Source organism: Rubritalea sp., assembly GCF_051252225.1.
Classification (GTDB): Bacteria; Verrucomicrobiota; Verrucomicrobiia; order Verrucomicrobiales; family Akkermansiaceae; genus Rubritalea.
This window is the reverse complement of sequence record NZ_JBPOGE010000006.1, coordinates 170,532-195,946: the sequence shown is the minus strand read 5'-3', so window position 1 is coordinate 195,946 and position 25,415 is coordinate 170,532. Positions and strand designations below refer to the sequence as shown.

Here is a 25,415-nt window from a genome sequence, read left to right as displayed (position 1 = left end):
CATGCACCCCGATTCTTGAGCAATCCTCTACAGTACTCTCTGTGAGATAAATACCTAGCCATACAGTTATTTAAAAAAAAGACACTTTCTTTGTCACACATGTCCCACTTGCGCTCTTTCTTAATGAGAACCCGTTTGCGTGTATCGTGTACGGCACTCACTAAAATCACAAACTAACAATATGATGAAAATTAAAGCAATAATGGTAGCTCTCGTTGGATCAGCTATTTCAGCTAATGCAGCTTATATACTCACAGGTACTGACGTCGCACTCGGTGATGGATCAGGCATCACTTACACGGTAACTGGTGATCTCTCTAATCCCTCAGGAAATGATCTCCGGTTTTCTACCAATACTGGAGGTTCATTCACAATCACTTTTACAGGTGGCGCCGTCAATCTTAGCATCTTCAATTCAGAAGTGAACCAAGCTGTTAACTTCGATGGAACCGTAGGCAACAGTGCCGAAGTTATCGCAAATGCTGGTACTTGGTCATACAGTGCTGGCGACCTTGATTTAACGAACAGTAATGGTGCTGGAGCCAACGCGGGAGTCAACGTCGTAGGTGGCCTAGGAACTAACACATTTACGATCGGTAACGCACGTAAATTTGCCGACAACAATGGCGATAACGTTGCTGGCAGCGGCGCTCCATACAGTGAATCAGATTGGGGAACATTCTCGATTAACGGTGTATCTTCAATCACCTACACCTATTCCGACACAACCAACTTCGATGGTTTCCGTATCGACGCTGTTGCCGCAGTTCCAGAGCCTTCTTCCACAGCTCTTCTTGGACTCAGTGGTCTTGCTCTGATCCTTCGTCGTCGCCGCGCATAAGCTCGTCGATTTCGATAATCACAACTGTTATTTTTTGAGCCGGGAGGGAAGTGATTCCTTTCCGGCTTTTTCTACCTAAAAACCTATGAAGCTCAACCATTCTCTCCTCTTTTTCTTCGCCTCCATTACTTCTCTCTCTGCCCAGATCAAAGTAGCGATCCACGAAACCAGCGCCATTGCGGCAGGTATGAGTTCACGTCCGGATGGCTCAGTCGTCACAGGCTCCACGGAGACTTGGAATAACAGTATCGGCCAAACAGTTTCCAATGTCAGCCTTGTTGACTCCTCCGGCAACACCACCACCGCCACATTTTCCAACAATGCGGGCTTCATCAAATCGAACTCCCTTGGCTGGGAATCTGAATCCCAAGACTGGGTCATGATGGAAACCTGGGTTGGCTTTAAACAAAGTGAATCCCTCAGCGTCAGCAACCTACCAGCAAGCTACGCCACAGGCTATTCAGTCGTCATCTACGGCGACTCTAACGACGGCGGCACCCGCACGATGGATTATTTCATCGACGACGGCACCAGCACCAAGTCCGCCACCATCCTCGACTCTGGCTATTTCGGCGGAACGTTCAGCGACGACAAAACTGTCGTCATTACAGGCCTTACCGGCACCTCTTTCACTCTTACAGGTAATCCCGACTCCGGCGATTCTCGCTCGGCCATCTGCGGCTTCGAGATCATTCCCGGCGTCACACCCATCGTCACTTCCTTTACCGCTAGCGATTCCTACATTCAACCTGGAGAAAGTACCACACTCTCATGGTCAGTGAGCAATGCCACCACACTCACCCTCGACCCAGGCGCGATTGATGTCACTGGCACCAATTCGCTCTCCGTCACCCCAAGTGCCACCACCACCTACACACTCACCGCCAGTGAGGACGATGATAGCGATGTGGCTCAGCTCCAAATCGGCGTAGGCCCCGAGCGCCCAAATGTGCTGATCTTTCTGATCGACGACTATGGCTCCATGGACACCTCGGTTCCTTTCGCCTATAATAGCTATGATGACAGCGGCACGCCTCTCGTCACCGCGTTTAACACCTTTTATCAAACGCCAAACATCGCAGCGCTTGCTGCAAATGGCATGAAGTTCACCCAGGCCTACGCCATGCCGATGTGTAGCCCGACACGGGTCAGCCTGATGACGGGTCAAAACTCTCCGCGCCACGGCGTCACCGTCCATCTGAATGCATATGACACCATCGACAATAGATCCTTCAGCATCAAGACCCACCGAGGTCCAAACAACTGGCGCTACCATGGGATGGACGGCTCCGACGTCACTCTCCCGCAGCTCCTCAAAGACACAGGCTATCACACCTTCTTGGTAGGTAAGGACCACATGAGCCATGTGCAAAACCCAACTGCTATTGGCTTCGACGTCAGTGATGACGGACTCGTCAAAGCCACCGTCATGACGACTAAAACGAACACAGCTCTTGAAAATGCTGTGGCTAGTGGAAGCCCATTCTTTGCCTACGTTTCCTACCGAGATGTCCATACTGCCTTCTACACTGCGGGCGATGCCATCGGTGACTACAGCGACGCCTATAATGCAAACCACGCCAAATTCGCTAGCATGGTGGAAAGTGTCGATAACTCCGTCGGCGCCATCATGACCAAGCTCACTGACCTAGGTGTAGCGGAAGATACCCTCGTCATCTTCCTCGGTGACAACGGTAGTGACTCACCTGCCCTTTCCGATGAAGAATGGCCTCTCGGCACCTTTTTCGATGACTTCCCAATGCGTGGCAAAAAAGGATCAGCCTACGAAGGCGGCATCCGCGTGCCACTCATTTTCACATGGGCCACACCCGATGCTACTAACAGCCTCCAACAGAGTCTAACTATTCCGGCTGCTAGCGTGGAACACGACATGGTCACCGTAGAAGATCTCGCACCCACCGTCTTGTCATTGATTGACCAATCTTCTTCCACCATGGATGGCTACGATCTTACTCCCTACCTGCGCGCTGAATCCGGCACCCACCGCCCTCAGAAAGTCTTACGCCACATGCCGCACGAACACCGTAGTAACTACTTCACCTGCTTCCGTGAGGGCGACTGGAAAATCATTTACCGCTACCATATCGAAGAATCGATCGCGAACTCTGAAACCCATGAAGACGCAGGCTACGAATCCTTCGAGCTCTACGACTTAGCTAGTGATCCAGATGAATCCGACAATCTCGCCACATCGAACCCTGAGAAACTCCTCACCATGGCCAGAGCGATGGCGCAAGAACTCAATGAATCATGGGGAAGCTTCGGCGCACTTTGGCCAGCTCATAACCCCACACGCGTATCCATACCCGCTCGAGATTTAGTCGATGATCCATTTTTTATTGATTTCTCATTAAACACACGCAGTCTGGTCGACACGGATGAAGATGGCCTCACTGACGTAGAGGAAGATATCGATGCAAATGGACTTGTTAGCCTAACAGAAACAAGCGCCGATGACTCCGACACTGATAATGATAGCACCAACGATTACGTAGAAACCATCCTCAATCTGGACCCGCTTAACCCTAGCGAATCCTTCCAGCTACATAGTGAGCAAAACCCTAACGGCTCACTCACACTCACCTGGCCCTCCGCCCCAGGTTTGACTTTCGACCTTCTCTCTAGCCTCGACCTCGCCACTCCCCCTTCCACTTGGAGTATTCACACTCCAAACGTGCCAGCTGACTCGAGCGACCCAAAAACCAGCCTAGATATCCCCATCTCGGCAGACCGTGAATTCTTCACGATCGAACTCAATCCCTAGCAACAACGCTAGAGATACCCGATGCACGCCCTCGGATTTAGGAATCCGTAAATGTGCATATAACCCAAAAACCAAACTAATGAAACCCACTCATTTACTTACCTGTGCCCTGATGTCGGCACTGACTCCGCTTACCCAGGCGGAAATACTCGTAGCATATGATTTTAATGCTACTGCCACCGACCTCAGCGCGGCAACGATCGTTGCCAACAAAATCATTGCCAGCCAAATCAGCTCACCAATGGACATCGCATTCGTCACCACCGCAGGTGACAATAGCGGCCTGGATGCTGACGGCAATAGCCTCGGTGACCCAAACACCAACGGCTCTATCGGCATCCAAGTCATCGATGCCACTACCAGTAGCTTCGAAAACGCGCTTGCAGGCGATGACTACATCGCCTTCACCGTCACTCCTGAGCTCGGCCAAAAGTTAAATCTCACGAGCCTGTCATTTAAAGTCGGTATGAAGGCTGCGACATCAGTAGATGAGTACGCTCTCACCGATGCATCCGGCAATCTGATCGGCTCCCCAGAATTGATCACCACAGTAGTTACTTCCGGCATTGGCACTTACCAAAGCGTCAGTATCGACTTGTCTGACCCACAATATCAAAACCTAACAGAAGAAACCACCTTCCGACTCTACGCATGGGGCCGCGAAACCACAAATACCGCTAGCACTATCGCCTTTGTCGATAAAGTAGTACTCAATGGCAGCGTCGAAAGCACGCTCCTTGTAGGCTATGATTTCGACAGCACGGCGACAGACCCCAGCGATGTGACATTTCTTGCGTCAAACCTGACAGCAAGCGCTCTCACATCGCCAATGGACATCGCCTTTGTCGATACTGCTTCTGATAACACTGGAGTCGATGCCTTTGGCGCTGATTTCGGCAGCACCACATCTGTCGGTGCGGTCGGCATTCAAGTGACTGATGCCACAAGAACGAGCTTCGAGCTTGCAGTGGAAAGTGATCATTATGTCGCCTTTACCCTCACGCCTAATCAAGGGTCAGGACTTCAAGTGAATGGCCTTTCGTTTAAAGCCACAAAAAAGGCAGAAACATCCGTAGATGAGTACGCCATCACCGATGCAGCTGGCAACTTGGTCGCTGGTCCCTTTGCCATTAGCAATGTAGTCGGTCTCACTGGAGTCTATGATGGACTCACAGCTAACCTGACAGGAACTGACTTTGAGTATCTCACCGAAGCCACAGAATTCCGCATCTATGCGTGGGGACGTGGAACCAATAAAACCGCTAACACCTTGGCGGCAATTGATAAAATCACGGTACACGGTAACACCTTTGCTATGGGTAGTGATTTCTATGTCGCAGCCAATGGCAACGACTCCAACTCTGGCTCAGTGGGTCAACCACTCGCCAGCATCCAGCAAGCCATCGATAACTCAGGACCTGGAAGCACAATTTACCTCCGCGGTGGCAACTACCATCAGGAAGTAGATTTGTCAGGCGTCGCTGGCATAGCTGGGCACCCTATTACCATCACTCCTTACAATGGTGAAACGGTAACCTTCGACGGGACAAAACCGATCACCACCAACTGGACGCTAGACGAGGGAAATGTCTACAAGACAACACTAACAGAAGATGTCACTCAGTTGTTTGTCGACGACCAAATCATGACACTCGCACGTTTCCCCAATGCTCTAGTCTGGTCAGATGAAATGTGGCACGCACGCACAAGTAAGCAGTCGGGATCAACCCGTGGTTATATTGTGGGTGCAGATGCCATCGGCGATGCAGGTGTCTCTTTCGAAGGCTGTATCGGCATGTTTAACTTCGGAAATTTCGAAACCATCATCTCACGAGTCTCGTCACATACGTCTGGCGCTAATGAGTTCAACTATTCTCCAAGTGCGGGTATTTACAGACACTCAGATGAGTATTTCTTCGAAGGTGGTGTCGATAATGCAGAGCGTGCCATACTCGATATCGCCCAAGAATGGGCCTATGATGAATCCACCAAGACCCTTTACCTTTGGGCTGACGATGGATTGAATCCGAATGGCCGCTCGATCTCTGGCAAGGTTCAGAAGTTTGCCATCACAGGCGATGCCTCTACTCAGAACATCGTGCTCGATGGCTTGGACTTCCATGCTACCGCGTTCAAGTTCACTTCATCGGATGGCATTACCATTCAGAACTGTGACTTGCGCTATCATACGGCTTCAGATCGTGCACTCGGCTCGATCGAGGCACCAGAACCAGCTCAGGTGAGCGGGACGACCGATGATTATTGTGAAGACCTCCTCGTCTACAATAACACCTTCCGCTATTCTGATACGGCAGCGCTCGTTTGCTCGTATTTGCAAGACCCCGTAGTCGAAAATAACCTCTTCAGAGATGTCAACTACACCTGTGTGATTAGCACGGCAGTCCAAACTTCGCAGGCTCAGAACCTAGTTCTCCGCCGCAATACCTTAATCAACTCGGGGCCTTTTGCGGGTTTCCGATTTGGGCGGAACAAGGAAGACGAAAGCTTCGAGCCATTCATCCTAGAGCATAATTACACCGAGAAGTGTTCGCGTCTACAGGAAGACGGAACTGCGTTTTACAGTGCTCTTGGCGGACTCGCTGGCTCCGTTTGGCGCCACAATTGGGCCTATGATAATTATGAAATCGATTATCGATTTGATGGCGCTAATACCCCGCTGGAAGGGGTCGAGGCTAATTTCTATCGAAATGTGGCAATGGCGACTACCACCAAGCAGGTGAATCAGATCGGTGCAGCGTATAAGCTAAAAGGCGACTATCACGAGATCTATAACAACATCGCCGTGCATGGTCGTGCTGACTTCGAGGTCTCGATCGAAAAGGGTGGGAATGAAAACTCCTTCACCTCTAACAATGCGGGCGACAAATTGGTTGGAAATGATGGTGGATCCGCAGTTCCAGGAACCGCATCCAATAATTATGCTGCTCAGAACGAGCCGAGAAGGATGCTCGACATCCTGCGCGATCCTTACAATTTCGACTTCCGCCCCAAAGCGGATGCCGTCGAATTTGTCGATCAGGGGAAAACTATCATCTGCGACATCAATGGAGAAAGCGTTGATCTAACCGCTGGTTATTATGGTGCAGCTCCTGATATCGGAGCCTACGAATACGGTGATGAGAATTACAGTATTCCTGGCTACCAGTATCCGCAAGCAACTGTCCCATATCCAGCAGATGAAAGAAAAGACGCTCCGTATGATGCCGACTTAATGTGGCTCGGAGGACTAGATACAGTCTCCTATAAGGTGTATCTCGGAACGTCGGCTAACAGCCTTGCGCTTGCTGTAAGTCAGACCAACAACATCTACAGCCCAACAAACTTAGTCAACGACCAGGCTTATTTCTGGCGTGTTGACTGTGTGCTAGCCGACAACTCAGTGGTGACTGGCGATGTTTGGTCATTTACTGTTAGCGATCACGCACCACGTCCGCATTCAACGCGCGTGTCGCTCGATGAAGATAGCTCTTTAGCCATTGAACTCACAGCAACAGACCCGAACGGCGCGGCATTGACCTACTCAGTGATCTCACAACCTTCCAATGGTTCACTCAGTGGCACTGCTCCAAACCTTGTTTACACGCCAAATGAGAATTTCTTCGGCACTGACTCCCTTGTCTACACCGTAAACAATGGTACGACCGACAGCCTCAGAGGTATTGTGATGTTTGATGTAACTGGAACTGAAGACTCCCCTACCTTCAGTCTGGCTACGAACAGCATTGCCACCGCTAGCACTTCAGGACCTTACAGTGGTTCTCTCGGTACATTGGCCACCGACCCAGATGGTGACGCTCTGAGCTTCACAGTACTCAGCGGTCCATCCTGGTTGACATCCACTGCGGATGGCACGCTCAGCGGCACACCACAGCTTGCTGACCTTGGAACCAATTCCTGGACTATCCAGGTGACCGATTCCACTGGACGCTCTGACACTGCCACACTTGAAATGAGAGTGGTCGAAGGAAGCGTATTACCACTCAGTTTTGCTGACCTTGGCACCTCACTTGATGCCAATGCTCTGACAGCTGAAGGGAGTGCTACAGACCTAACAGTCACAGGTGCTGCAGACGGCAATGACTACCTCTATTCTGTGATCTACAGTGGTACAGATTACGATGGAGACTCGGCCAATGACACACTGACCTTCGATGTGCGCGTCAAGGGTTGGAGCGGTAGCTCGACCGATGTCGGAATTGCAACAGACGGAAGTACGAATACGGCTTCGGCTACGATAGGCACGACCTCTGCCAGCGTGGTCTTCTCTGGAGCTCGATTTGTCGTGGGCGACTCCAAGATGAATACTACTGAAAGCCTAGAGTTCCTGACGGAAAACATGGCTGTATCTCTGACAGACACGCAAAACTCAGGTAACGTTTTCTCAAGCGGCTTCACCTCTGCCCGCTTGGAGCAAACTTCGAGTACGGGTAATTCGCACCGAGCTATCTTCGGCTCTGGCACAGAATTGCTAGGCATGGGCTTCGCGACCAATCAGGAGTCCGGCACTCTCAACGTAGGCAGCGGTTCACTCTACATCTCATCAGATGAAGGGGGCGGCACTCGCTCTACCAGCTGGGGTGTGGCTAATGTCGATTTCGACCTCGAAGTCGAAGTCGTTCCGTCGGGAAGCTATACGCAATGGGCCGCTTCATACAACCTAGGTGAAGATGGACCACTAGTCGACAGCGACGGCGATGGTATCTCCAACCTCGAAGAATACCAAAATGGCTATAACCCATCGGTAAATTCTACACCTGTATTTAGTGAGAGTTCATACACAGCTGCGGACGCCACCGCCGGTCTAGCCTACAGCTCCACGATTGATGGATCAGCAGCTGACCTCGAAGGCAATGCTTTGACTTACAGCAAGCAAAGCGGCCCAGCCTGGTTAACTGTTTCCTCTTCAGGTGACTTAAGCGGTACTCCTTTTGCTGGAGACCTCAGCTTAAACACTTGGACAGTGGAAGTGTCTGACGGCAACAGCAGTACCACTGCCACACTGGAAATCACGGTCAATATGAACCAGGGTGTTGTGGCTCAATGGGCCATGAACGACACTTCTGGCACAGTAGTGACAGATGTTACTGGGAATGCATTTGACGGAACTTCCGTAGATTGCTCTTCCATGACTGGTGTCGATGGCGACGCGCTGCTCTTCAATGGAACTAGCTCACGAGTGACTCTCCCAGTAGAGGCATTTGCAAGCATCAGCGACCAAGTCAGTATCTCGATGTGGGCCTATGGCAATACGGACCTACCGAAAAGCAACTCGGTATTCTACGCCGTAGATGCATCTGGTAACCGTCTGCTCAATATCCACCTACCTTGGGGGAACTCCCGAGTCTATTGGGATGCCGGTCATGACAACACTTCCTATGACCGTATCTTCAAGACTGCCAGCGCAGCCGAATATAAAGAGGCTTGGAACCATTGGGTCTTCACCAAAAATGCCACCACTGGTGACATGAAGATCTACCTCAATGGAGCACTCTGGCATTCAGGTACTGGCAAGTCTAAGCTCATTGGAACAGTCAACACTGCCGCCATAGGAGCTCAGGTCTCAGGCTTCAGCTACAGCGGCGTATTGGATGACGTCCTGTTAATGAATATCGAACTCAGCGATGAGGAAGTCCTAGATCTCTATCTCAGTTACTGAAACAACTGATCGATAGAATAAACTAAATACACGCTGCACACATTTATTGTGATGCAGCGTTTTTTTATTTCACATTGATCACCAGCACTCTATGTATTTTTTCACACCACTACTTTAAAGTACGCATGGCCATCTCACCCTTATGCAGCCCTGTAGTGAACGCCATTGACTGACCTTCCAGCCACGAACATCTTTATAGACACCAGCACATGAAAAATACGTCACCCCTCCTCTCACTCATAGCTACTGCACTCTTAATCCCCTCTCTAACCGCAAGCGATGCACCTATCCTCATCGACCTAGGGAGCGGAGCTGGCAAAGCTGAAGGTAACTATAATTTGATCAATGGTGATGGACTCACTGGTAGGGATGCCATTAAAAAAATACTAACATCCTATCCTCTGGTTGATGAAAAGGGCTCACCTGCAGGAACTCTTGTAGTGAAGAGCGACGACCTTGTAAACTGGGGAGAAGCCGAGTCGGATGCTTGTTGGACTGGCTCCAAACCTGCTGCACTTGCCGGAATCCCTGCCTCAGCCACAGATGATGGATTCTACATCAGGTGCCGCCACGGCATCACACCAACCATGAGTTTTGCCTTTTCTGGACTTCCTGCATTTCAGGAGTACTCCGTTGTTTTCTACTCTGCACGCGGAGCTCTAGGAATTGGTGTAACCAAACTTTCAGTAGTACTAGGTAAAGGTAATGGAGCGAGCATTTCTAGCAGTTTTGAAAACTCAAGCGAAGTCGGCACTTTTACCGCGCAATCCACATCTAAGGGATACCTCACCCTTGATTACACTGTCCCCTTGAGGGGAAAAAGTAGCCTCGGTGCGTTAAATTTTATATCACTGACACCCATTTCCGGAACGTCTTCTGTTGCAGTTCCGTCTTCTATTTCTGATCCATCTGTTGGGGCTTTACTCAGCTTAGGGGACGCCACCGTCATACTAAAGAAGTAAGAGAGCGCCTCTAAAAGGTAAGACCCTCATTCGACTGAGCCCCCTCACAAAATCCGACTATCTCGATTGAGCTCAGCGATGAGGAAGTCCTAGATCTCTATCTCAGTTACTAAAAACAACTGATCGATAAAATAAACGAAAGTCACGCTGCACACATTTATTGTGATACATCGTTTTTTGTTTCACATTGACCATCAGCACTCTATGTGCTTTTTACATCGCTCTTTTATACTACTTGCGTAGGCACCTGACCCTGATACCGCCGTCCAGTGAGCACAATTGACTACTCGGCAATTTTCAGCGGACATCACTCTACCACGAACATTTCTATCGACACCAGCACATGAAAAATACGTCCTGCCTCCTCTCTCTCCTAGCTACTTCACTAGTAATCCCCACCCTAATAGCAAGTGACGCACCTATCCTAATCGACTTAGGAAGCGGAGCTGGCAATGCTAAAGGTAACTATAATTTGATTAACGGTAAGGGACTCACTGGTCTCGACTCTATTAAAAACATACTCGGAACTTATCCTCTAGTTGATCAAAAGGGCTCACCGGCAGGAACTGTCATAGTGAGGAGCGGAGAACTTTCAAACTGGGGAGACGCCATGTCGGACGCTAGTTGGACGGGCTCCAAACCTGCTGCACTCTCAGGAATTCCAGCCTCAGCCATAGATGATGGACTCTTCATTGGTAACCGTAGTGGCATCACACCAACTGTAAGTTTTGCCTTCTCTGGACTTCCTAAATTTCAAGATTACTCGGTTATTTTCTACTCTGCACGCGGTGCACAAGGAATTGGTCCAACCAAAATTTCAGTAGTAACTGGTAAAGATAAAGGTAATGGAGCGACTATTTCTAACAGCTTTGAAAACTCGAGCGAGATCGGCACTTTCACCGCGCAATCCTCAGGCAAGGGATTCCTCACCCTTGACTACACTGTCCCCGTAAAGGGAAAAAATAGCCTCGGTGCGTTAAATTTCATGTCACTGACTCCCATTTCTGGAACGTCTGCTATTTCAACTTCAGATCCATCCGTAGGGGCTTTACTCAGCTTAGGGGATGTCACCGTCATACTAAAAAATCAAAATATCACTTCTAAAAAATAGTGCGCGCGCTCCGGTAGAAAGCGTCCTCACAAAACTCGGCTATCGAGATTGAAATTCTGGCCCGAAGTCTGCATCATTACTTGATCAAGAAAGCAGACAAATTGCGCGACCTTTTCAGGGGAGTTAAACTCACCTAACACGTGCCTCTGCTTTGCTGATTCGTGCACAGTATCAGGTAAAACTTGGGTCATTTTCGTCTCCATGAAGCCTGGTACTATCAAATTCACTCGTACACCACGCCCACCCCATTCCTGGGCGAGTGACTTGCACATTCCTTCCAGACCAGCCTTAGCCGCTGCGTAGTTCACCTGTCCCAATGGCGGGTGAAATGCCGAGTAGGAACTGATAAAAATCACATGGCCAGTTCTGCGCTTAAGCATTTGTTTACTTACCGCACGGGCACAGCGAAAGGCTCCCTTCAGGTTCACATCCATAGCTAAATCCCATGCTTTTTCAGTCATCTTAGCGAACAGCGCATCTTCCGTTTTCCCTGCATTACAGACTAGCAGGTCGATCTCTCCCGCTTCTTTAAAAAAAGCATCGACCGACGCGCTATAAGTCACATCTAGCTCCCCCCTACCCGGAGCTAACACCACATAACCATCGGCTTCTAACTGCACCCGCAGAGCCTCTCCCAAGCCTCCTTGTCCACCGGTGATCACTGCACGTTTTGCCATAGACATTTTCTACTAGTAGATTCTAGCATAGGCCAACGAAAACTACTCAATGGGAGTTGGACTGAACTAGAAATCTAGTCTATACCCTAGTACATCATGACCGAAGACGCTCACACAGCTCTCCACTATTGCCCAGACCTCTTCGCATACCAGCGCCGAGTCTCACGCGAAATCACTATTGGCCCATTAAAAATGGGTGGCGACAACCCCGTTCGCATCCAGTCGATGATTACCACGGACACACGTGATACAGATGGCTGTGTACAGGAGATCCTAGAGCTCGCTGAAGCAGGCTGTGAGCTGGTGCGAATCACTGCACAAACGCGTAAGTACGCCGAAAATCTCGAGAACATAGTGAATGGCATTCGCGCCGCTGGTTGTGAAGTCCCACTCGTGGCTGACATTCACTTCAAACCAGACGCTGCGCTTGAAGCTGCGAAATGGGTCGAAAAAATTCGCGTCAATCCGGGTAACTTCGTCGATAAGAAGAAATTCGAAATCCGCGAATACACCGACGAGCAATACGAAGAAGAGCTCGAACGCATTCGAGAAGAATTCACCCCACTCGTCGAACTTTGTAAGAGTAAGAACCGAGCGATGCGCATTGGCACCAACCATGGCTCTCTCTCTGATCGTATCATGAACCGCTACGGCGATACTCCGCTCGGCATGGTCGAGAGCGCACTCGAGTTCGCACGCATCGCCCGTGATAACGACTACCACAATTTCATTTTCTCGATGAAGGCTTCCAACCCGAAAGTCATGATCGAGGCCTACCGACTCTTAGTCGCGCGTCTCACCCAAGAAGGTCCAGACTGGAACTACCCTATCCACCTCGGTGTTACCGAAGCCGGTGACGGCGAAGATGGCCGCATCAAGTCAGCAATCGGCATTGGCTCTCTCTTAGCAGACGGCGTTGGCGACACCATCCGCGTCTCACTCACTGAAGATCCAGTAAAAGAAATTCCAGTGGCTCAAGCACTCGTCGACAACATCGAGTTCTCTCACCTTCCTCACGACCCTGAGAACCAACAACGTGGCACACTCAGCTATGACCCGTTTTCCTACAAGCGCCGCGCAAGTAAGGAAATCACCATCAATGACTTTAAACTCGGTGGAGCAAACACCGTCCGCGTTTTTACTTCTCAAGAGAAATACGACGCCCTCTCACACAAGCTCGACAAACTCGGTGACTTCCAACCCGAAATCGTCGCTGAAACATCTGGAGCTGTCGAAATAGATCCTGAAAACGAAAAGGAAATCGCCACCATCAACTCTGAGGCTAAGCCCACTCTCGTAACCATTCCAGATGGTCATCCAATGGCTGTGATCCATGCGTATCGCCTACTCGCATGTAAGCTCGATGCTCACCATCCTATCTTACTCAAAGACACATTCCACCCATCTAACGATCCCGAAAAGGATTTTCAAGATACCCTACTAACAGCTGCTAGAAACATCGGTTCCTTACTCTGTGATGGCATTGGCGACGCGATTCTAATCCAAGGAGAACAGGCTCCGGGCCAATCACTCCGCCTCGCTTATAACGTCCTCCAAGCAGCTGGGACACGCATTTTTAAAACTGACTACGTTGCCTGCCCAAGCTGTGGCCGCACGCTCTTCAACCTCCAAGAAACCACCCAAAAGATCCGTGCTGCCACTGGTCACCTCAAAGGTGTTCGCATCGCCATCATGGGCTGTATCGTAAACGGTCCCGGTGAAATGGCTGATGCCGACTTCGGCTACGTCGGTGGCGCTCCTAACAAGATCAACCTCTACGTCAATAAGACGCCAGTGAAGTTCAACATTCCTGAAGATGAAGCAGTCGAACGCCTCATGGACCTGATCAAGGAACACGATAAATGGATCGAGCCTCCTTCTGTCGTGGCAGAGATCTAAGCATTTCTAACATCACCTTTAATGCTTCAGCTCGCAATCAGCCAAGGTGCCTTCGGCCACCAAATTCTCCAAGACATTGGACTCGTCTGTTTCATCTCTATGTTGCTTGCGGGAGCATTCCACGTGTGGCTACGTAAAACCACGCCTAGCCTGCAATGGAACCAATTTGGTAAAGTAGATGTCTCTCGCATTGTCCCAGCCGACATTCTCGGCTGTGTCTTCGTGACCCTCCCGTTCACCCTCACTCTTCTCATGCCCTACACTGGGCCGGCGAAATCACTCAGCCCCATCCAACTAGCACTTAGCTTTGGGATGCTCCTGATGATGGCTGGCATTGTACTCTTCATGTACAAGCAACGTGACATGCTTCCGGAGACATTAGGGCTCAACCCGCGGCATCCAGCCTACGTCTTTGCCTGGGGAGTTGGCGCCTATGTCTGCTTCATTTTACTCTCTATTACCCTCCAGAACGCTGGGCTCGAAACATGGCTAGAGAGCCGTCTCGGTAAACCACAGCATCAGCAAATTGTTCAAGAAATGATAAATGCTGTGCAAGTAGAACGAAAATTGATTCTCATCCTTGGAGCCTGCGTAATAGCTCCTCTAGCAGAGGAAATAATTTTCCGCGGCTACCTCTACCCAGTGCTCAAGCGCTACACTGAGCCAGCCTTCGCAGCCATCATTACGGGCATCATATTCGGTGCTATCCACGGCAACATCTGGGCAGTCATCCCGCTCTCTCTCTTCGGCATTTTACTCGCTGTCCTCTATGAATTTAGTGGTAGTATTTGGTCCTGTATTCTCTGCCACGCCCTTTTTAATACAATCAATGTCGCCTTCTTGCTCTCCATGGGAGACCAGCTCTAAAAAGATGAAATTGGGCGACAGCAATGAGGACTGCATTATCGAGCGCCTTTGCACTCAACTCACTCAGCTCGATGATGTCATCGTCGGACCTGGTGATGACTGTGCTGTCGTTCAGTTAGAAAATGGCGAGCTCCAGCTACAGAAAACCGACTGCGTAGTGGAAGGCGTGCATTACTATCCAGATGAACAAGCAGAGCGAGTCGGCTGGAAATCCATGGCTCGGGTGGTGAGCGACATGGCTGCGATGGGCGGCACACCACACACCATGCTCGTCACTCTCATTTTACGCTCAAATACTGAGCTCGCATGGGTAGAGTCACTCTATAAAGGGATGCAAAAATGTGCCGACGCCTTCCAGTTCTCCATCGTCGGTGGCGAGACCTCATCTGCCCCAGATGCCTCGGCAAATATGATCTCCATCGCTGGAACAGGAAAGGTAAGTAAAGAAAGTCTCACCCTACGCAGTACGGCAAAACCTGGCGACGCGATCTTCGTCACAGGATCACTAGGTGGTTCACTCGCGGGTAAACACCTCGATTTTACTCCTCGCATTAAAGAAGCGCAGTGGCTCGCTCTCCACTGTAAACCAAGCGCCATGATGGATCTCTCAGATGGACTAGCAAAAGACCTCCCTAGGCTCGCAAAACTCAGTAATGTAGGGTTCCTATTAGAACCTGAAAACCTTCCTGTGAACCCAGAATGCTCTCTCCAACAAGCCCTCAGCGATGGCGAAGATTACGAACTACTTTTGACCGTCCCTAATCAACAAGTAGAGCATCTTCTTTCACTCTGGCCATTAGAGCGCGCACCCCTCTCTCGCATCGGCGTCATTCAAGAACGTTCCGAAAAAAATAGCACACTCGATGGAGGCTGGGATCACTTCCACTAGCATCTACCATGAGAATTACTCTGCTCATACTTCTCATCACATGCTTGAGTTGCCACGCACACGTGGTACAGCAGCTCTTCGTCGATTTCACTACTGACGAACAAGAATGGACGGCAACCGTTCGCTTCGATGCAGGTATAGCATTGCCAGAGATGCGAGCAGACAAAGACGCCCTTCAGCCAAAACGTGATTGGCTGCTAGGTCAGTCAGTTAGTGAACATGAAAAACTCCGTAGAGAAGCGGAGAAATATCTAAAGTCGTGCCTCATTTTTACAGATGGCACATCACCATTGCCATGGAAAGCCACATTTCCAGAATGGCAAGCTACTCCTCCCCAATTTAGGTCACCCTTCACTGACCTCGGGTTTGCATACTTCGATATTGTTATGAGCGGACAGCTGCCACAGCAAGAGCTTGTCGTAAAAGTCGCTGAAGGAGAGCATCCCGACTTCGTCTTTGCCAATGGTGACACCTTACTCACTGTCGAACCACAACACTCTATTAGCTTGTGGCGAGCTCAACTCACTAAACCTAGCAGCACTCAAAGTTTCTGGAATTTTGTCCAATACGGCTACCGCCATGTACTACCGAACGGCTGGGACCACGTACTATTCATCGCGGCCCTCTGCTGCCTCAGCTTCGCTTGGCGACCACTCCTAGAGCAGTCACTTATTTTCACTCTCGGCCACAGCATTACAATGGCGTTGAGCATCACTAATATTCTGCCTCCTCTTTCCCCTAACAGCTTGCAATGGGTCGAGGTCTGTATCGCGGCAACCATCGTTTATGTTGCCGTTGAAAATGTCTTTTCTCAAAAAATGCGAGCACACCGCTTCATTACTATCTTCCTTTTTGGACTAGTTCACGGTCTTGGATTCGCAGCAGTCTTAGGCAATACCATCCGTGCTACTAAACACATTACCATGCCCCTAATTGCCGCAAACCTTGGTGTAGAACTCGGTCAACTCACAGTCATAGCGCTCATGATTTGCGCGCTATTCTGGCTACACAAGAAACCCTATTTCAGAAAAATACTTCAGACCATTTCCATTTCTATAGCCCTCACCGGAAGCTACTGGATTATTGAGCGAATCAGTTAAAATTGATCTTCACCCCGCGCTTTCGCCAGCCAGTTGTCACATCCTCTTCGAGTTCCTCCCAGCTACGTCCTGCGCGCAATACCTCAAGAGCCTCTTTCCCTTTCTTGCCCTCTTTCAATGCTCCCAGGAAGTTCTTGAGATTAGCTGCATCACCTTCGCCATCGTAGTGATTGAAATACGTCACAAGTAAAGCTCCCAACCCATAATTGAAATTAGCATTCCCAGCAAAAGCGAAGTCTCCATATGACATCGTCATAAAGCTCTCTAACTTGGGCGCAGAGATCTCCTCACCAAGATTCCTTCCTCGGTTATCGGCCTTAGCAAAAGAGGTCACATATTGCTCAACATAACTAGGAGCCTTACTCACAGAAAACTTGCCGCTTCGATAAGGCGTAACTGCCACGTACTCCGCAAAACCTTCGCTAAACCATCCTCGTGCACCTTCAGCGTAATACTCTCTATCAGTCAGCTGGTGAGTGATCTCATGCGGTAATGTCTTATTGCTACGGTCATAATCGAGCGCCCAACTACTACCACGCTTAATCAGGCCAAGACTCTGGCAAGGCACCATAATGACGTCTTTTCCAGACATATACACACCGGCAGACCCTTCTGGCCCACCTGCTCGAACGTACGACTCAATAGTATCAAAGAGAAATACCTTGTAGCGCTCCCCTGTCTGATATGCCTTTTTGTTAGCATAAGGGAGTTGCTGGACATACTCCCGTGTAGCTTCAAACAAGACGGCAAAACGCTTCACCGGCACTTTACTCAACTTGGTATTGCTCACAAACTCGTAATGCGGACTACGATAAATCACCCTCCCATCTTCTCCCTCTTCTTCTGTGATCTCTATATCTAGGTCGGTCGACACTAATTTTGGCCACTCTTGCTCAAACTGCTTTTTGTAATCTACCGACTGATCACTAGCTTGAGCGCCCTCAGCCTCCCAGCCCTTCACGAATTCTTGATCCTGCTTGCTAAGCTTCGTCAAAGGAATCTCAGTCTCCTTCCCTTTTAATAGCACGGTCACCGTAGTATCAGTCTTATTAATGAGCTCAGCCTCTAGGCTACGCCCTTTCACATCTGTCCACGTGCGCGCATTCACTTGGGAAAAGAGAAAAATTGTAACGGCAATTGAGTGTGAAAAAAAATTCATATTAATACGTGCAGACCTTTCCTATCATGATTCTTGCAGAAAAGAAAAAAAATTGTACCATCAACTCACTTATGAAAAAGTTACTTACCCTTGCAGTAGCAACCCCTCTACTTTTTGCCTCCTGTGCTCAGGACTCTATGACTGGTGACACCTACACTCGTGGTGAAGCAGGTCGTGCTCAGTCTGTTAATGCTGGAAAAATCACTTCTATCCGCAATGTGAAAATTGAAGGTAATAACAAGGCTGGCGCTATCCTCGGCGGTATCGCTGGTGGTTTCCTAGGAAACGAGATCGGTAGTGGATCCACAGCAAACACAGCAGGTGCCATTGGTGGTGCAGCCGTTGGTGCGGCTCTCGGTTCCCACATGGAACAAGCTATCGGTTCCCGCCAAGGCCTTGAAATCGATGTAAAACTCGACAACGGCCGCAGCGTTTCTGTAGTTCAAGAAGCGAACCCACGCGAAAGCTTCAACATCGGTGACCGCGTTCGCGTTCTCAACAATGGTGGCACTACTCGCGTGACTCACTAATCCTTATTTAAACAACTTTCTAAATGCCCTGTTAGTTCAAACTAGCAGGGCATTTTTATGCACGTCTGAAGAATAAAACTGTCGCCAAGCTCAGAACAAAAAGCAGCGCAAAGAGCTTGGTGATACCAGCCCAACCGAAACTACTTGGGTTCTCAATTTTCAATTCTAACAACATTGGTGTATTGGCTGAAAGCTGACTTTCTCTACGGAAATGAAGTACAGTTTCAGTCTCTGGAATATCCACTTCTATTGTCTGAGTGGCTGGCTGCGCGGCTAACTGCTGACTCACCATCCGATCAGCGATCTTTTGCATCGCATCACGCTCTTCCTTACTGTTACCCATGAGCATTTGTTCAACCTGAGCTGGATGGTAATTATCTTTGCCTTGGAATAGAGGGTTATTATTTGCCGCTTCCTCAAAAGCTGCATTTTGGGTAAAGGCATTCCCTTGCGCTTTATTCTCAAGATAGAGTTTCTGACGTCGGGTATTTAAGCCCATGATCGCTTGCTGATTTCTTAAATTGCGTAGCTGTACCCGAGCATCCTCATTCGAGGCCGCATCTACAGCTCGGTTTTTGGAAACTTGGCTGAGCACTTTCTCAGCCTTCTTGTAGTCACCCGTAGCTATCCAGCTATTCGCTTGATCTAGCTGCACACGTGCCTGCTCAGCTTGTTCAGTACGCTTCACATTTATCTTACTACGATAGTCTAACATATCGTAAGATTTCTTACCATATCCTGACTCCACTAGGTCGAATCCTCCAGCGCGCCCGACCAGTTGATATCCTTCGGGAAGACTCACAAACCAATCCACCTTCTCTAGAGGCGTGCTTAACTGCGGCCCTACCAACTCGATAGAGCGCAACTTTTTCTCAGATCCCTTGGTACGATACAGAATATTTACAGTGGCGTGCTCACCATCTTCTGTACCTTCAGTCACGTAGAACAAATGTGCATTTCCCTCACTTACGATGTCCACACTCTCGCCATTGACTGTCACGCTGAACAGCTCAGCTCCATCAGGAAGAATTGCGCGCATCGATCCTTTTTCTACCACGCGCACATTCAACTCCGAAAGTGTGACCGATGCTCCATCCACGCCAAACACAGTGGTAAGCTTCCCGCTCAATGCTCGTAACTTTAATGTATCCGCTACTTCATGCCTCTGCACTTTTACGCGGAGAGTATTTTCTGGTTCTGACACCACATAACATAAGGCGGGCACGCTACTATCCGCTTTATTTTTCAAACGTTGAGGTACTGCTGACCAATCACTATCTCTCCAGCCCACTGCCGCTGAAGCACGCATATCCAGTCTACCACTCGTACGGATAGCCACATAATGCTTCGACTGTCTCACTCCTTCTAACAACAACGGATAGATCATCTCATCACCATTGCGATGTTCGACATTTTGCTGAAATTCTACTTCGAAAGGAATCTTGCCAATCATTCCCCTTCTGAGACGGACTTCCCATTTGTTATCCTCAAGATGCACCATCTCTTTTACCGCAGCACCACTCGCACGCACCGTCAGCATTTCAGCTTCGCTGAGACTTGGAAGCTGGAGTTGAAGAGCTTTCACGGCTGCATTCTCAACTTCGTAAAGAAAACTCAGACGGTTCCTTGTTTGACCCTCACGTAAGCTTATTTCCTGCAAGAGGTTCGCTCTCACCCAAGGATCTAACTTCTCAATGCCCAGGCTCAACATCCAATCTGACTGCAGAAGCTTGAATGCCAGATCCCCTTTACGGTGGCTACCACTCTGCCGAGCATCACGCTGGGTCACATGCTGACGCTGAACAATTCGGACTTGGATTCCTTGCTCCGGGACTACTAGCAATTCGCCAATCTGACGCATAGCATCGACCAAATTAATTTGCGGTACTAGCCAGTCACTTTGATCACCGTCAGCAACAGGAGAGTTCGCAGTATAGCTCAGGTGAAACTTCTGCATGCCCTGAGTCTTCCCATTGAGTTGAATGACGAGATGCCCATCACGCTGAGTCCAATCCCTCATCGCTGCGCCACTCACGGACTCAACTTCTAGCCCTTCTGGCATAGTAAACTGTAACTCAAACACACCAGCTCGCAAGATTTCTACCTCTGCATCTACTGATAGAAGAAGCCGTTCTTCTGCAATAGAAAGCACCTGTTTTAGTTCTGCACGCAGTTCTGGTGCTACTGGGTTAACTTGCAGGGCTAGGGAGGCCTCTTGAGTTCCGTAACGGTAGACTTTGTTCAATACAATATCCTTTCCGAGATCGCGCTGAACAGACTGAAACAAGCCCTTATGGAAATCACTCAAGTTCGCGATAGCCATTCCTTCCGTCGTCACAGCATCTGGCTGAGCATCATTTCCAAATGCCAAACCAAACACACCTACTACCGAGCTCGCTCCTTCCACTCTCACCGGCTCTAAGTCTAATCCCTGAGGCAGACTTTCTATCCCTCTCTGTGACTTAATAAGTATATTTATAGAATCAGTATGAGGCTTTGTTAAATGGACGCGTAGAGTTTCTTTTTCAGGATCAAAGTACCAATCTTCGACCGCCCTTCCTGATACCTCACCAATCATCATTCCCTTAGGCACCTTGGCCTCAAACTCTGACATTTCCCCAGAAATGGGACGGAGACGAAGACTATGCCACGCATTCACCACACCTGGCGCAGGGATATAGATGTCCGTGCTCTCCACTGAAAATCGGAGTTCCTCCTGTTTAGGATCACGTCCCTGTGGCTTGAACTGCAGCATTACAGTTCTATTAGGAATAAAGACCATCGCAGCTCCACTCTTAGTAGCGTCAACATCATCTAACTTCTTAGTTTCTACTGCTTGGTCCGAGGAAACTTCCCACCCATTTTTATCAAAACTAACTTTCAATGTACGCGCTAAACTATCGCCAGTAGGTAACTGCCACTTACGGTCTGCCACCCCCTTCATCGACATTTCGTAGCGCATATCACCTCGCACCACGCCGCTCTCTTCAGCGACTAACTGCCAGTACGTGATCCCTTTTTCTGTATATTTATTCAGCTTAGCACCCGTAATGTTTATTGAGGTAAGACTCGCTGGTGACTGGAGTAGAGCAATGCTTTCCCCAGCCTTGGCCTTCCAGTAAATTGTCGCCTCAGCCTTCAAGTGCTCGTCTGAGATCTCCCATGTCTGCTCGATAGAGTCCGCAACTGTACTCGCGTTCAAATGAGGCATCGTAGAAAATAACAGCAGCAATGCACTAGTAGCGGCACCTACGACAGATGCTGAAGGGGACTTTTTCTTTCGACCTTTCACCCAGCGAATAAGAATCCTTAAGGCCACAGCTCCATTCAATAAGACCAGTAGTGAGAAGAAGCCCACAGCACCGCCTAACTGCCCTAACACGCCTAATGCTATCAAGGACAGAGCCGCAGCTCTCACCGTTGGTTTCTTTAATTTTTCTACTAAGAAACTCGCGATAACTAGCAGCACACCGAGGCCCGATGTGATAGTCCATGGTGTAGAACGCAATGCCTGATTCTTAGGTAGGTTAGATAGTTCTAGAACGATCTCCTTCTCAGGCGAAATCACTGGAGCCACGACTTCAAAGCTTTGTTGGTTCACTCTTCGCTCCTCATATGCCCTAACCACCGTCACAAAGCTCATAAGAAGAGCGATCCCTACAAATAATACGGCCAATACGGAGATCCAGCCACGACGCTTGCCTAACAATATGCCAAGAACCGTCAAAACTACTATGAGCCAAAGAGACCATTGATGCTGCAGAACCCATTCAAAACCGCTCTCCGTGAGATTCGGCTCAACGGCCGATACATTACCACCAACCACATCTAACAAATATCCAGTATCTGCTTGGACTGTCCATTCACCCACCACAATAGGGGCTGATAAAACGGGCACGCCGACACTAAGGTGACGTGGGTTTTCTGATGCTCCACCGTAGCGCAGTCTCACCTCTACGGGGGCATTTGGGTCTGCCTTAGCCGGTAGCGGCAACAAAAATTTCTCTCCATCCATACGAGCATTGAGAATCTGACCATCTGCTGAAACCTCTAACAACTTACTGCCTACTGGAAGTTGCATCTCTAAAGCACGCCTACCACGAGTTTTCACGAAAAACTGAGCTTCAGTAACCACTTCGCCATCACGTGAGACCTGGGTTTTTAACTCGGCGAAATCTACCACTTGATCCACCGTATCGCTCGGTGTGTACCACTCGACATCCATGCTCAGTTCGAAACCGCGCGCCGCATATTGCCACGCCGCTAACGATGGAGCTGAACTCATCAATCGGTATTCAGCTGGTAACTCTGTGGCGCCTAACTTTAGTAGACCAGAAGCCAGCTTCACCTCTTTTTTTACCTGAGTCGGGCTAACCACTTGAATAAAACCGCTTTCGCTCGTTGCATCTAGCGGCTGAATCGTTCCCAGCTCAATTTCACCACCGCGCGCGTTCATTGGCTGTTCAAAAGAAACTAACAGAGTCGAACCTCCCATTGCCGGCTGGTGTAAGGTAACTACGATTTTTTCGCCATCTTGACGCCAACTACGCACGTTTTGTCCCTCTACGATCACATTGCCGATCCCACCTTTTGCACCTAACTCTGGCACCTGAAGAACCCATTCATGCATCGGAGCTCCTATCACGAAATAGTTCACTAGCACGCTACCATAGAGCATCCCTTCCTTTAGAGAATAGAGGTGAAACACATCTGCACTCACACTCTGCTCAAGGGCTTCAACTTTCATTTTCGCCTGCCACTTTGCATCACGAATCCGATACGCTTGTTGGAGCTGACTGCTTTTCTGAGGAAAGTATGCTAAAGGCATTTCATTTAGATGATCAGTCTCTCCAGTCACCACTCGCCATCCCAATGCAGCTTCCACACCTAAGTTCCCTCTGATCGTTTTTGCATGAGGGTGCTCGATTTTTAACAAACTCCAGTCGCCCTCTTCAGTAGCGGCATTGCGCGCAAGTCGTATCTGGATGAGCTGACGCCCAATCACTTCTTTCTTAAAACTCACCGTCAAACTTCTAGTACCATTTTGCACCGTCCTTCCGACTACCATTTGGCCAAACTCAGCAGTGGTTAAATTCGCAACCGCATACTCTGCGGGAATACGCATTTCCCATTCTCTTAGCGGAGCTTCTCGTATGTCTAATTCAATGTCAGCACGGAGTTCTCTATCAGTTTCAGATAGGCTATAGACTAGCATTTCGTTGACACTCACTTCAGGCAATATCTGGTCTGCCGATATCTCCCAGCTGCGCTCAGCCGAGGGAAAACGATACACGAACACCTGTGTGCCAGACCGAGCCAACTCGCCACCAGGGTATTGCTTAGGAGAAAGCTGCATCATGCCTTCGGTCTTGGTTACACCCAGTTTGACAGCGCCATTATTGGTGAGCCGCACATAACCAGCGTGCCTCATTGCGCCCACTGGTGTGATCTGCATAGGCTCCACTTTCACAGGAAAGGAACCTAATGGGTACTGACTCCGAATCGTAATAGAATCTAAATCTTTACGCTCACCATTGAGGATGATTTTTAATACTCTCTGCCCCTCTAGATCGGAGACAGACCATGAAGCCACTTGAGCTCCAGTGAGATCCACAATATCTCCAGGACCTTCTAACTTCAGCTCGATCTCGCTCATTTTTCCCTGTAACACTTGGAAATCCAGACGTGTCTCAAAATGCAACATCCCTGCACCCACACTCACCTCAGAGAGAGCTTGAGATGAATAAAATAGCTTGCTCGATCCCTCCTCGCGCTGCGGCTTCCATCGTAATGAAAACTGCCCACTCGCCGGTAAATACGTGCTCACCGTATTACCTAAAAGGGCATCCTCTTGCTCCACCCTACCCACAGCGGTGCGACTGCCACTTGGCACATCCTTCACTGTAATAGGCACGGCAGAAGCCGTCGGCAGTTTAAATGAAAAATCCGTCCAGCCCTCCAGTTGATCAAGAGCCACTGAAAATGATAAATCGATTGGATAACGACCTGCTTTATCAAAGTAAATTCCATATCGAGTGTTCTTACCTTCGCTCGGAGCACCTTGAACCCTAAGTGAGTAACCTTGATTACTAGGGAAACGGAGCAACGCCATTGACCCTTCTAACAATGGCAACTCGGCATCAGCTTCTGTAACCACTGCGGAACCGAATAATCGTAAAACTGCGGACTCATTTGCTGCATCAACGGACGCCTCCATAGCCAATCCCTCTAGCACAACACTCTCAAAAGCTGATCCCACCTGAGAGTAGTTCAGTCTCACTGCATTATTCCCCTTCGTAAGCATCGCCAACTTTTGGATGTCTCCTACATCAATAGGACTACATCCCTCAGCTTTCACCAGTTGAACCTTAGCTCCTTTGCGCCAAGTCACTTCAATTTTGTGCTGAAAGCCGGTAGCTTTTGCTGCGCCAAATGTCAAAATTCCAAACTCATTCTCCTCACGGTCGACCTCTCGCTTCAACTGAAGCTTAATTCTCGCTTTTTCTTTCACCGCTAGATCGAGAAATTTCTTATTCCCCTCATGGCGTAAAGCCCACGCTTCTATTTGATTCCCCAGCACAGAAACTCCATCAGTAGGGCCAAAAAGTTCCAAGCTAAGCACCTCTGGCTCACCTTGAACCACATCGATGTTAATGGCTACGTTCTGGACAATTTTCGTAGCATCCACATGCACTGTATTCATTACATCAGTGGTGTAAAATACAGGGACAGCAGGCGGAACCCCTGTAGCTGTAATCACCATTTTTCGTGCGGCTGCTGTATTCACCTGAACCTCATCCTGAGCACTGGCCGTGCTAGAAAGAAAAGCAGAGCACAGAGATGCACACACGACTCCAGAAATACACTTTCTAAAGAATCTAACAAATGAAGGGTTTTTCATAAATCTAGTCATAACAA

The 25,415-nt window shown here is 49.2% G+C and carries 13 protein-coding genes; 10 read left to right on the top strand and 3 right to left on the bottom strand.

The window, feature by feature from the left end; genetic code table 11:
* The first annotated feature begins 181 nt into the window (after positions 1–181).
* From ACSHX2_RS08105 to ACSHX2_RS08085, 5 genes are all read left to right on the top strand, one after another.
* Positions 182–841: a PEP-CTERM sorting domain-containing protein gene (locus tag ACSHX2_RS08105; protein ID WP_435692332.1), complete on the top strand. Its 660-nt coding sequence runs from the start codon at positions 182–184 to the stop codon at positions 839–841.
* Between the two features lie 85 nt (positions 842–926).
* On the top strand, positions 927–3,626 hold the full coding sequence (locus tag ACSHX2_RS08100; RefSeq protein WP_435692330.1) for a sulfatase-like hydrolase/transferase: 2,700 nt from the start codon (positions 927–929) through the stop codon (positions 3,624–3,626).
* 79 nt (positions 3,627–3,705) lie between these two features.
* Positions 3,706–9,303, top strand: coding sequence for an Ig-like domain-containing protein (locus tag ACSHX2_RS08095; protein WP_435692328.1), 5,598 nt, complete (start codon positions 3,706–3,708; stop codon positions 9,301–9,303).
* 209 nt (positions 9,304–9,512) lie between these two features.
* Positions 9,513–10,265, top strand: a complete 753-nt coding sequence (locus ACSHX2_RS08090; protein WP_435692326.1) for a hypothetical protein — start codon at positions 9,513–9,515, stop codon at positions 10,263–10,265.
* A 343-nt stretch (positions 10,266–10,608) separates the two neighbouring features.
* The gene (locus tag ACSHX2_RS08085; protein WP_435692324.1) at positions 10,609–11,376 is read left to right on the top strand and encodes a hypothetical protein; all 768 of its coding nucleotides are present in this window, start codon (positions 10,609–10,611) and stop codon (positions 11,374–11,376) included.
* 26 nt (positions 11,377–11,402) lie between these two features.
* Here ACSHX2_RS08085 and ACSHX2_RS08080 read toward each other — a convergent pair whose 3' ends face one another.
* Positions 11,403–12,053, bottom strand: coding sequence for an SDR family NAD(P)-dependent oxidoreductase (locus ACSHX2_RS08080; RefSeq protein ID WP_435692322.1), 651 nt, complete (start codon positions 12,051–12,053; stop codon positions 11,403–11,405).
* 96 nt (positions 12,054–12,149) lie between these two features.
* Here ACSHX2_RS08080 and ispG point away from each other — a divergent pair, with 96 nt between their 5' ends.
* The 4 genes from ispG to ACSHX2_RS08060 are packed head-to-tail and all read left to right on the top strand — an operon-like array spanning position 12,150 to position 16,808.
* Entirely contained in the window at positions 12,150–13,952 is a 1,803-nt protein-coding gene (ispG, locus tag ACSHX2_RS08075; RefSeq protein WP_435692320.1) for a (E)-4-hydroxy-3-methylbut-2-enyl-diphosphate synthase, read from the top strand.
* 21 nt (positions 13,953–13,973) lie between these two features.
* Complete coding sequence (locus ACSHX2_RS08070) at positions 13,974–14,819, top strand: lysostaphin resistance A-like protein (protein ID WP_435692318.1); 846 nt, start codon at positions 13,974–13,976, stop codon at positions 14,817–14,819.
* A 4-nt stretch (positions 14,820–14,823) separates the two neighbouring features.
* Positions 14,824–15,708, top strand: coding sequence for a thiamine-phosphate kinase (locus tag ACSHX2_RS08065; protein ID WP_435692316.1), 885 nt, complete (start codon positions 14,824–14,826; stop codon positions 15,706–15,708).
* An 8-nt stretch (positions 15,709–15,716) separates the two neighbouring features.
* Entirely contained in the window at positions 15,717–16,808 is a 1,092-nt protein-coding gene (locus ACSHX2_RS08060) for a HupE/UreJ family protein (protein ID WP_435692314.1), read from the top strand.
* Here ACSHX2_RS08060 and ACSHX2_RS08055 read toward each other — a convergent pair.
* On the bottom strand, positions 16,801–17,967 hold the full coding sequence (locus ACSHX2_RS08055) for a hypothetical protein (protein ID WP_435692313.1): 1,167 nt from the start codon (positions 17,965–17,967) through the stop codon (positions 16,801–16,803). The genes ACSHX2_RS08060 and ACSHX2_RS08055 overlap by 8 nt on opposite strands.
* Positions 17,968–18,038: 71 nt before the next feature.
* Between ACSHX2_RS08055 and ACSHX2_RS08050 the strand changes: the two genes are divergently transcribed.
* Positions 18,039–18,497 (top strand): glycine zipper 2TM domain-containing protein, encoded by a 459-nt coding sequence (locus tag ACSHX2_RS08050; RefSeq protein WP_435692311.1) that lies wholly within the window; start codon positions 18,039–18,041, stop codon positions 18,495–18,497.
* 55 nt (positions 18,498–18,552) lie between these two features.
* Here the strand turns inward: ACSHX2_RS08050 and ACSHX2_RS08045 are convergent, their stop codons facing one another.
* Positions 18,553–25,398, bottom strand: a complete 6,846-nt coding sequence (locus ACSHX2_RS08045) for a hypothetical protein (protein ID WP_435692309.1) — start codon at positions 25,396–25,398, stop codon at positions 18,553–18,555.
* Positions 25,399–25,415: the final 17 nt, after the last annotated feature.